The organism is Dietzia aerolata (assembly GCF_014144865.1).
In the GTDB taxonomy this organism is placed as follows: domain Bacteria; phylum Actinomycetota; class Actinomycetes; order Mycobacteriales; family Mycobacteriaceae; genus Dietzia; species Dietzia aerolata.
The window spans coordinates 1-10,276 of sequence record NZ_JAALDM010000056.1 but is presented as its reverse complement, the minus strand read 5'-3'; the positions used below and the strand labels follow the sequence as shown (position 1 = coordinate 10,276).

The window sequence follows — 10,276 nt, the reverse complement described above, 5'->3', positions numbered from 1 at the left end:
GCGGTGACCGCGCAACCCACCGCCACCACTGCCAGCGTCAGGGCGGGGCCGGCGACCACCGCGTCGCGCCAGCGCAGGCCCGCCGCCAGGCAGATCGCGGCGCCCGGCACCACCAACAGTGCGAACGCGGCGACCAGCAGGAGTGCGACGGTCAATATGCTCACCGCACCCGGAAGATCACCGTGCGCTGGACGATGAAGTTGGTCACCGTGGCCACGCCCTGGGCGATCACGTAGCCGATCGTCGTGGACCAGAACATGGTCCAGCCCATGCCGTCGAAGAACGGGACCAGCAGCATGAACAGGCCCCACTGGACGCCGAACATCACCGCGTACAGGCACATGGTGGCGATGAACCGGGCCCGCGACGGCTCGGCCTGGAACGTCCACCGGCGGTTGAGCGCGTACGCGGTGAGCGTGCCCGCGACGAACGACACCGCCTTGGCCGGGCCGTAGCCCCACCCCAGCAGCATGAACAGTTGGAGCAGGCCGTAGTCGACGACCGCCGAGAGCACGCCGGTGAGGAAGAACCGCGTGACCTGCGTTCTGAGATCGGTGGGCCGGCTCGGGTCGGTCTCGTGCCGCGGCTCGAGCGGGTCAACGGCACCGCGCAGGGAGTCCAGGACCGAATCGTCCGGGAGGTCCGCGCTGTCGGGGGAAGAACTCACCAGGACAGGGTAGGTCCACCGGAGCCCGCGTGAACACCGACACAGCCACTTGTGCTGCGTCCCACGACGTGGGATCCTTCTTCTCATCGCGGCACACCAGCCCGCTTCTGGTCGAACCGAGAACGGCACATCCGCCGACTGCGTTCGATTCCGCTGGAGCGATTCGCTGCCGGCCACCCCATCTCCACTCGGCGTCCGCACCACAAGGTCCGCGCCATCCCCGGGTAGCCGTCCGCGCCTCCACCCAACGCACCCGGGCAGGGCCCGTCATCCCGTCACCAGGTGACGTGGCGGTTCCGCAGCTCGCTTCCCGACCAGGAGGAATCCCCATGTCGCAGTACCGAAGCCCAGCCATGAACAACGCGCCCACCGCGTTCTCGTACAGGCCGACCGGCTGGGCCATCCCGCCGTCGTCGTCGCTGCGCACGCCGAATCGTCGCCCGGCCTCGCTGTCGTACACGCCCACCGGTCGCGTCGTCCTGTCGACGCCGACCACCCGCGGCTCCGCCTGAGCGCGAGCCCACCGCACCGCTCCCGCGCGCGGCGCCACCGTCAGGCCCACCGGCCGACACGGGGGCGTCGCGCGCGAGACGTATACCGGCAGGCCTTCGGCCAGGTCAGGTCGACGTGAGCACCGGGATCCGCGTGTACACGCCCGCCAGCGACCTCGCGGCGCACAGGACGGTCCCGTCCGGTCGTACGACGGCGGCCGAGGCACCGCCTCGCGTGAGCCACCGGTGTAGGTCCGAACCGGCCGCGGGGCGGATCACACGGGCTCCTCGACGCTCGATCTCGGCCCTCTGGCCCGCAGTGGGCTCGACCACTGTCACCACCACCACTGCGCCCTCCGCGACATCGTCGAGGCGTCGGAGGTCCTCACCGACGGTGACGTTCGGGCACAGGCTCCCGGCGAGCCCGCCGCGCACGGGGGCCCGGTGTACGAGACGGGAGGCCGCAAGCGGCGGGGTGACACCCTCGATGATCTTCGATCCGATCGACGGGATCCGCACCGCGAGTGGGACGACCCGCCGCCGCACCGCGCCCCCGAGGTGCCCGCCGCTCGTCATCGCCCACCCCATCGCCACGGCCAGTCGCACCATCGCGCGGGCATGTGGTCTGCGCTCCTGCTCGAAGGAATCGAGGTGCGACGCGGAAAGGCCGCCCCGCAGTACCCCGGCGAGCTTCCAGGCCAGGTTGTCCGCGTCCCGAAATCCCGCCCCCAGTCCCTGGCCGATGAACGGCGGGGTGAGGTGCGCGGCGTCACCGAGCAGGAAGATCCTCCGGTCCCTCCACCGCAGCGCCACCCGGGCGCAGAAGGTGTATTCGGCCACCCGCACCACGTCCAGCTCGCCGGGGTCCGCGCTCTGGATCCAGGGAGCGAGGAGCGGATACAGGGCGGGCAAGTCACCGTACCGGCGTGCGCTCTCCCCCGGCAGCAATCGGAACTCCCAGCGGTACCTGGTCGGACCGATCCTCATGAAGGTCGCGGCCCGCTGCGGGTCACACACCTGGTGCACGCCGTCCCAGTGCCCGAGATCCCTGTCGGTGGCGATGTCCACGACCAGCCAACGCTGCTCCGGGCCCAGCTCCTCCATCCCGGTTCCGATCGACGATCGGACGACGCTGTTCGCCCCGTCACATCCGAGGACGTACGCGGCGTGGGCGGTCTCCCGCGTACCGGTGACCGAGTCCACCATGGTCACCCGGGCACCCTCCCGGGTGTTGGCGACATCGATGACCTCGACCCCGCCGCGGAACGTGCAATGTTCGCGGCGCGCGAGACCGGCACGCAGGAGTTTCTCGAGTTCCGGCTGGTCGAACAGGTTGGCCTGCGGGAAGCCGTGGACCCCCGCACCGGGGCTACGCGTGAACTGCGCGAGGACGGAACGGCCGGCGTCGACCAGACGCAGCCCGTGCGCCGGACGGGAGATGCGGGCGAAGTCGTCGGCCAACCCGAGCCTCGAGAGGATTCGACACACCTCGTCGTCGAGATGCACTGCCCGGGGCTGCGGGTACACATCCGACCATCGGTCCACGACCAGACAATCCACGCCGCGGTCCGCCAGTAGGATCGCGGTGGCCATCCCCACCGGGCCGGCGCCCACCACCACCACGGAGTGGCGTGTCACCGTCATGGACCGACCCCGGCCCTCACCGGGCATACCTCACCCGAGTGCGCTGGATGCCCAGGTCCAGGGCGCCGTCGTCGGTGGCGATCGAGAGTTCCATGACGTCCCCGTCCTTCAGATAGGCGGGGTTCTTCGCCTGCCCCCTGAAGAAGCTCTTCCACTTGAGCGCCGGCGGCAGCAGCGCACCGATCTTCTCGATCAGCTTGGGTGGGGCCTTGAGGGCGGTCCCACCGGGAGTCCCGGTCAGGACCAGGTCCCCCGCGTCGAGCCGTTGGAAACCCGCCAACGTCCGCAGCGCCTCGACCGGCCCGTAGATCATGTCCCCGCCCACCTTCCGGTCCTGGCGGATCTCGCCGTTAACCCGCAGCGTCAAGCGGAGATCGTCGAAGCGGGCGAACTCTGCGGCGTCCAGGAGGACGAGGACGGGGCCGACGGGGGTGAACGTCGGGTACGACTTGGCCTCGTAGAACTGGGTCTTGGGCAGTTGCACGTCACGGGCGGAGACGTCGTTCGTGATGACGAGCCCGGCGACGACCTCCGGCAGCGTGGTTTCGTCGACCTCGGTGCCCACCCGCAGCGGCGATCCCACGACCAAGCCGATCTCGACCTCGTAGTCGAGGAGTGTGACGTGCCCCGGCCTGATCACGTCGTCGAACGGGCCGCTGATCGACCCGGAGGACTTGCGGAAGAAGGTCAGCGGAACGGTGTGGGGGTCCATCCCGGAGTCCTTGACATGGGTGGCGTAATTGGTCATCTGCGCGACCACCCGGCACGGCGCGGTCACAGGGGAGACGAGGTCGAGGTCATCGACCGGCACACGCTCGCCGGGCCCCGCGGCCTCGGCTGCGACGATCGCCGCCCGGTCGCCGAGGAGCTCCCCCGTGGTGGTGGCGGCGGTGTCGATCCTCGCGGCACCGTCGAGATTCTGGACCCACCAGGCGTCGGCGGTGCGAAGGACGGAGATACTCATGTGGAGGCAACTTTCAGTAGGCCGCGAAGGCGTTGGAGATCGAATTCGGTGTCGCCTCGCAGCGACGAGGCCATGGCGCGTAGCTCACGCAAGGACTCCTTCCCCGGTGCGATGCCGAGGAAGTCCGGGGTTGCCGGCGGACCCCACTGCGCCAGGCCCGAGGCGGTCATCGGAGCCCAGCCGGGCTCAAGGGTGGAGTCGAACAAGTCGCCGTCGGCGTAGTGCTCGACGAGGAAGCCGTCTGGATCGCGCCAGTAGTCGAAGATCTGACTGCCCTGGATGTGGCGGCCGATACCCCACGACCGTCGATAACCCCGGTCCAGCAGGAACTCGCCGCCCGCGGCGATCGCGTCGAGGTCGCAGACCTGGAACGCCGAGTGCACGTAGCGGTCCCGGGGCCCGAGCGTGAGGGCGAGGGTGTGGTGGTCGGCGGGGACCGGCCCCAGGTCGCAGCGCATAAAGCTCATGACGGGGCCCCGCTCGCGCTGCCCCTCGTAGTAGAGGAAGTCACTGACGATGAGGCCGAGGTGCTGCAGATACCAGTTGAGGCTGTCGAGATAGTGGGCGCTCTGGAGCACCACGTGTCCGACTCTCTCGATCCGCGCCGGTTCGCGCGGCGGGCGCTGGGTGGAGTTGATGCGGGCGATCCGCGGCCCGGCGTTGACCACCTGCGGTTGCTGCGGGGTCAGCGCCGCAGCTTCGTGGGCGTCGGAGACCACCCGGACCAGGCTTCCCCCGGGATCGGTGAGGTCCACGGTAACCCCGCCGATGCTCTCGGGGAGCGCGGTGACCGTGCGGTCGGTGGCGTCGGCCAACCGGAGGACGTCCCGGCGCTCCGCGGCCGCGAAGGCGGCACCCACGAAGCGAGAGCGGGGACCTCGGCGGATGATGACGCAGGCCGCTCCGGGGTCCGTCCCGCGCAGATGAAGTTCGGTCGAGGTGACCCTCACCGTGGAGAACCCGAAGGCCCGCGCGAAGTTCTCGGCCCGATCCAGATCGGGTTTCTCGAACTCCAGCCAGGCCAGCGACTGCACCTTGATCACCGGATCCACGGCACGACCGGGGTGTTCACCACGCAGTGCGCCCTGCTCGGAGTGCAGGTGCGCGTGCGGGTCGGACTGTTGGCCCATCCTGGCCTCCTCGATCTGCGACTGACGATATCGTCACTCATGACGCAATCATCAGTCAATGGTTCTGACGATATCGTCAGAAATGCACCGGATTGCTAGGTTCGACACAGAGTTCGTCCACGAAGGAGGCAACGCGACCCATGGTCGACACCGGAACCCGCGAGGACCACCTCCGACGCCGCAAGGCGCGTACCCGCGCCGCGCTCGTGGATGCCGCTCAGTCTTTCCTCGCCCAGGGGCGCACGGCGGTGCCGGTTCTCGAGATCACCCAGGCCGCCGACGTGGGCATGGGCTCGTTCTACAACCACTTCGAGAGCAAGGAACACCTGTTCCGGGCCGCCGTGGACGAGGCTCTCGAGGCGCACGGGGAGATGCTCGACGAGCTCACTACCGGTTCGGACGACCCGGCAGAGGTGTTCGCCCGATCGTTTCGGATCACCGGCCGCCTCCACCGGATTCATCCGGAACTCTCGAGGGTCATCCTCTCCGAAGGCGCGTCACTCATCTCCTCCGAGTTCGGACTGGCGCCCCGCGCCCGCCGCGACCTCGGGGCCGCGGCCGCGGCGGGGCGCTTCACGTTCCATGATCAGGACCTCGCGCTGGCGCTGGTCGCCGGTGCGACCATCGGCCTCGCCCAGCTGCTGCACGACCAGCCCGGTCGGAACGATGCCGACGCGACCGATCGGATCACCGAAGACCTCCTCCGCACCTTCGGTCTGGCCTCCGGCGAGGCCCGCCGCCTCTGCGGACTTCCTCTCCCCGACATCGGCGGGGTGCCACTCACGCAGGCAGGCCCGGACTAACTGGGGCCGCCTGCCCGTTGGGGCGGACCACCCCGGCCGCGAGGAGGGTGCGTCGACCATCTGGTGGCCGTGTCCGAGGGGCGCGATAATGTACGCCCATGAGGTCGCGGCGTCCACTCCGTCCCGGCCGCGCAGTCGTCGCGGCAATAATGTCACTGGCCTGCGTTGTCGCCGGACAGTCTCCGGCGGCGGCCATGTCCGACCCGGCGGCGGGATCCTCGGCCGTCGGGTTACCGGATCCGATGGCCGCGTTCCGACCTGCCCCGCCGCACGAGCGAACGCCGGAGCGGTATCTGCCCAGCCCGTCGCCGGACCCCTGGTACTCGGATCCACCCGCGGTCGACCCGGCCACCGCACACGGCACCATCCTCGCCGCCCGGCCGGTGACCGTCCCGCCGATCAACATGCGCAACTTCGGTCGGGGCTGGCAGGTCCTGGTGCAGAGCGCCGACTCCCACGACCAGCCACAGCAGATCGTCTCCACGATCCTCGAGCCGGCCACCCCCTGGGACGGGCCCGGGCCGCGGCCGCTCGTGTCGTTCAACGTCACGATCGACTCGCTCGGGCTGGAATGCATGCCCTCGCACGTGCTGCCCAACAAGTTCAACATCGAGCTGCCGCCGTTCCTGCAGATCCTCGCCGACCGCGGGTACGGGCTGGTGGTGACCGACTTCCAGGGACCCAAGGCCGCATACGCCGCGGGCCGCGCGAACGGGCGGGCCGTCCTCGACGGGATGCGGGCCGCGCGCGCGTTTGTCCCGCCGGGTGATCTCGGTCCCCTGTTCGCCGACTCGCGCATCGTGCAGGTCGGCTACTCGGGCGGCGGGATCGCCACCGGGTGGGCGGCTCAGCTGCAGCCGGTGTACGCGCCCGAACTGACCGGGGTGCTGGTCGGCTCCTCCGTCGGCGGGGTCCCGGCCGACTATTCCGATCTGTTCGACACCATGGACGGCACCCTCGCCTCCGGGCTGTACCGGGCCGCCGTGCTCGGACTCGCCCGCGAGTACCCCGAGCTGTACCCGCTGCTCAACGACACCGGCGACGTGACCGCCCACCTGCTGCGCGACTCGTGCGCCGCCACCAACACCGCGATCGGGGTGCTGCACGCGCCGCTGTCGATGCTCACCGACGTCGACCCGCGCACCGACCCGACCGTCCAGCGCGTGATGTCCCGCAACAGGCTCGGCTCGCCAGAACTCTCCTACGGGGCCGACCCGCGCGAGGTGCCGAGCGGTCCCGTCCAGGTGTGGCACGGCGACGCCACGGTCCCGATCGGCCCCGGACCCGGATCCTCCACCGGCCCCGGCGACTTCTTCGTCCCCGAATGGACGGCGCAGCGCCTGACCGACGAGTGGTGCGAGGCCGGCGCCGACGTCGAATACACGCCCGTCGCCGGCGAACACATCACCGCCGCCTACACCGCCGTGGGACCGGCGCTGGATTGGGTCGACGACCGCGCCCGCGGAGTGCCGTTCACGGGTGGGTGCGGCTGACGAGTACCCATCCGCGACGTGCCAGACATGATCCCGCGCAGTTGCCAGACATGACCGTCCACCTGCCTGACATCTGGTGCGAAAATCGGATCCAGAAACGCACCAGATGTCAGGCAGCCGGGGATCGATGTCGTGCAAGCGCCGCGGACGGCGCCGGACCGGCCATATCGCGTCGTACCGGTCACATCGCGACGCGGTGTCGGTGCTTCCGCGCCACCGGGCGGTAACCTCGAACTCGTGAGCACCGCCGAGAACAGCAGCCCCGCCCAGTCCGCCGCGGGCACCACCGCCCTGGACACCGAACTCAAGCGCCTCACCGGCTGGGGCCGGACCGCGCCCGCGATGAGCCACGTGCTCACCCCGCGGTCGGTCGACGAGATCTCGGCCGCAGTCGCGACGGTCAACGACTCCAACGCCTCCTCCCCCGCGCATCTGCAGCGCGGCGTGATCGCGCGCGGGCTGGGCCGGTCCTACGGCGACAGCGCCCAGAACTCGGGCGGGCTCGTGCTGGACATGAGCCGGTTCAACCGCATCCACGAACTCAATGCGGAGAAGGCGCTGGCCGTGGTGGACGCCGGCGTGAACCTCGACCAGCTCATGCGCGCGGCGCTGCCGTTCGGACTGTGGGTCCCGGTGCTTCCGGGCACCCGCCAGGTGACGGTCGGCGGTGCGATCGGCCACGACATCCACGGCAAGAACCACCATTCGGCCGGGTCGTTCGGCAATCACGTCATCCGGATGGAGCTTCTCGTCGCCGACGGGCGGGTGCTGACGTTGGAGCCGGGAGGAACTGACGACGACGGCGACGGCAGCCTTTTCTGGGCGACCGTCGGCGGAAACGGGCTGACCGGAATCATCCTCAAGGTGTGGATCGCGATGACCCGCACGGAGACGGCATTTTTCTTGGCCGACGACGACCAGACTCGTTCCCTCGACGAGACCATCGCGCTGCACACCGACGGCTCCGAGGACAAGTACACCTACTCCTCGGCGTGGTTCGACGCGATCAGCGCGCCCCCGAAGCTCGGCCGGGCCGCCATCTCGCGCGGCAATCTGGCCACACTCGCGGAGCTCGAGGAGTACGCGCCCAAGTTGGCGAAGAATCCGCTGGCGATGGATGCCAAGCCGCTCATCACGTTCCCGGATGTGTTCCCCAACGGCCTGGCCAACAAGTACACCTTCGGCCCGATCGGCGAGGTCTACTACCGCATGGGCGGGACCAGCAGGAACAAGATCAAGACATTGCCGCAGTTCTATCACATGCTCGACCTGTTCTCGGAGTGGAACAGAGCGTATGGATCCAACGGTTTCCTGCAGTACCAGTTCATCGTCCCGCCGGGCGCGGTCGATGGGTTCAAGGAGATCATCGGCGACATCCAGCGCTCCGGGCACTACTCGTTCCTCAATGTGTTCAAGCTGTTCGGACCCGGCAACCAGGCGCCGCTCTCGTTCCCCATGGAGGGCTGGAACGTGTGCGTCGACTTCCCGATCAACAGCCGACTCAACGCGTTCGTCAACCACCTCGACGCGAAGGTCATGTCGATGGGCGGGCGTCTGTACACGGCCAAGGACTCCCGGGTCCCGGCCGAGCGTTTCCACGCGATGTACCCGGAGGTCGACTCGTGGATCGCCACGCGCCGGAAGGTCGACCCCAATGGCGTGTTCGTCTCGGACATGGGTCGCCGACTCGAACTGATCTAACCTGCTTCCCTGACCTGGGAAAAGTGACGGTCGTTCACCTCTATACGGGAGGCGCGGAGAGGCGCACAATGAGGTGACACTCGGGTGATTCGGGTCACCCGAACCTCGCCTCGGAAGCCGTCATGTCCCATCAACCGAAAGCTCATCCCCGCACCGCGATCCGAACCACCGCCGCAGCCGTCTGCGCGCTCGCGATGTCAGCAACCGGTGTGGGCGTCGCCAACGCCGACCCCTTCACCGGCACCCTCGAGGGGCTGCCCTCCGCCATCATCAACGGCCCCTCGACGCTGGAGTGGACGCCGTCCGGCCGGGCCATCCCGGTCACCTACACCAACCTGACCGACACCACCCAGAGGTGCCAGTTCCTGTCCGCCGACGCCACATCGGTGCGCATGCTGGACGGCGCGGCCACCTCCGTCGCAGGGATCCCCCAGCTCGCCAGGCTGGTCATGGACGTGGGGCAGCCCTTCATCGGACCGTCGAACGAGGTGCCGGGCACGGTCGACGTGGCACCGGGGGCCCACACGGACTGGCTGAAGATGCTGCTCCCGGAGACGAGTTACGGCATCTTCTCCCGGTGCACCCATCTCGACAGCCCACAGACCATCAGCGTCGAGTTCACCTACTATCCGCCGCTTCCCTAACCGGCGCTCAGCCCTACTCCGATAACTGAATCCGCCCCGGTATCCGTCGGTGCCCGCATCGAGCAGAGGGTTCGGCACATCGCCACTCGACTGACGCGGGCCGAACCCACTTCTCGACAAGGGGGCGCGGGCGCGGGCGAGGGCACGGGGCGCGGGCACGACGAGCGCCGGACGGGCGGCACACGGCGACGCGGGCGGGAGATGTCGCACGGTCTCGGTAGACTGCCGTCCATGATCAATGCCGTCGGCGTCCCCCAGACACTGCTCCTGCTCGGGGGCACCTCCGAGATCGGCCTGGCCATCTGTGCCGAGTACCTCGCCCAGGGTCCGATGCGCGTCATCCTGGCGTGCCTGCCGGGCGACCCGGGTGTCGAGGACGCGAAGGCCGAGATGACGGCCGCCGGTGCGACCGCGGTCGAGGTCGTGGACTTCGACGCCGCCGCCACCGACACCCACCCGGCCGCGTTCGAGCAGATTTTCGCCGGGGGCGACGTGGACGTGGCGATCGTCGCGTTCGGTCTGCTCGGCGAGAACGAGGAACTCTGGTCCAACCAGCGCAAGGCGGTCCAGATCGCGCAGATCAACTACACCGGCGCCGTCTCGGTTGGTGTGCTGCTCGCCGAGCACATGAAGACCCAGGGATACGGCCGGATCATCGCCATGAGCTCGGCCGCCGGACTGCGCGCCCGCCGCTCGAACTTCGTCTACGGCTCCACCAAGGCCGGCCTGGACTCCTTCT

At 69.2% G+C, this 10,276-nt stretch carries 10 protein-coding genes; 6 read left to right on the top strand and 4 right to left on the bottom strand.

What is annotated here, in order from left to right; genetic code table 11:
- Positions 1 to 160 precede the first annotated feature (160 nt).
- Positions 161 to 613, bottom strand: coding sequence for a GtrA family protein (locus G6016_RS04370; protein ID WP_182631483.1), 453 nt, complete (start codon positions 611 to 613; stop codon positions 161 to 163).
- 383 nt (positions 614 to 996) lie between these two features.
- On the opposite strand from G6016_RS04370, the gene G6016_RS04365 reads away from it, so the two are divergent.
- The gene (locus tag G6016_RS04365) at positions 997 to 1,179 is read left to right on the top strand and encodes a hypothetical protein (protein WP_182631480.1); all 183 of its coding nucleotides are present in this window, start codon (positions 997 to 999) and stop codon (positions 1,177 to 1,179) included.
- Positions 1,180 to 1,284: 105 nt separating this feature from the next.
- Here the strand turns inward: G6016_RS04365 and mhpA are convergent, their stop codons facing one another.
- Genes mhpA through G6016_RS04350 form a run of 3 tightly spaced genes read right to left on the bottom strand, consistent with a single transcriptional unit; the run spans position 1,285 to position 4,896 of the window.
- Positions 1,285 to 2,802 carry a bifunctional 3-(3-hydroxy-phenyl)propionate/3-hydroxycinnamic acid hydroxylase MhpA gene (gene mhpA, locus G6016_RS04360; protein WP_182631479.1) on the bottom strand — a complete coding sequence of 506 codons (1,518 nt, stop codon included), beginning with the start codon at positions 2,800 to 2,802 and terminating at the stop codon, positions 1,285 to 1,287.
- A gap of 16 nt (positions 2,803 to 2,818) precedes the next feature.
- Positions 2,819 to 3,766 carry a fumarylacetoacetate hydrolase family protein gene (locus G6016_RS04355; protein WP_182631478.1) on the bottom strand — a complete coding sequence of 316 codons (948 nt, stop codon included), beginning with the start codon at positions 3,764 to 3,766 and terminating at the stop codon, positions 2,819 to 2,821.
- Positions 3,763 to 4,896, bottom strand: coding sequence for a VOC family protein (locus G6016_RS04350; RefSeq protein WP_182631477.1), 1,134 nt, complete (start codon positions 4,894 to 4,896; stop codon positions 3,763 to 3,765). The genes G6016_RS04355 and G6016_RS04350 overlap by 4 nt, the downstream gene beginning before the upstream one ends.
- A 140-nt stretch (positions 4,897 to 5,036) precedes the next feature.
- Between G6016_RS04350 and G6016_RS04345 the strand changes: the two genes are divergently transcribed.
- The 5 genes from G6016_RS04345 to dprE2 form a co-directional block, all read left to right on the top strand.
- Complete coding sequence (locus G6016_RS04345) at positions 5,037 to 5,699, top strand: TetR/AcrR family transcriptional regulator (RefSeq protein ID WP_182631476.1); 663 nt, start codon at positions 5,037 to 5,039, stop codon at positions 5,697 to 5,699.
- Between the two features lie 194 nt (positions 5,700 to 5,893).
- Positions 5,894 to 7,192 (top strand): lipase family protein, encoded by a 1,299-nt coding sequence (locus tag G6016_RS04340; protein WP_241729740.1) that lies wholly within the window; start codon positions 5,894 to 5,896, stop codon positions 7,190 to 7,192.
- A gap of 237 nt (positions 7,193 to 7,429) precedes the next feature.
- Entirely contained in the window at positions 7,430 to 8,893 is a 1,464-nt protein-coding gene (gene dprE1, locus G6016_RS04335) for a decaprenylphosphoryl-beta-D-ribose oxidase (protein ID WP_380023122.1), read from the top strand.
- A gap of 122 nt (positions 8,894 to 9,015) precedes the next feature.
- Positions 9,016 to 9,537 (top strand): hypothetical protein, encoded by a 522-nt coding sequence (locus tag G6016_RS04330; protein WP_182631474.1) that lies wholly within the window; start codon positions 9,016 to 9,018, stop codon positions 9,535 to 9,537.
- A gap of 231 nt (positions 9,538 to 9,768) precedes the next feature.
- On the top strand, positions 9,769 to 10,276 hold a 508-nt coding region (gene dprE2 / locus G6016_RS04325; RefSeq protein WP_182631473.1), incomplete at its 3' end, for a decaprenylphospho-beta-D-erythro-pentofuranosid-2-ulose 2-reductase.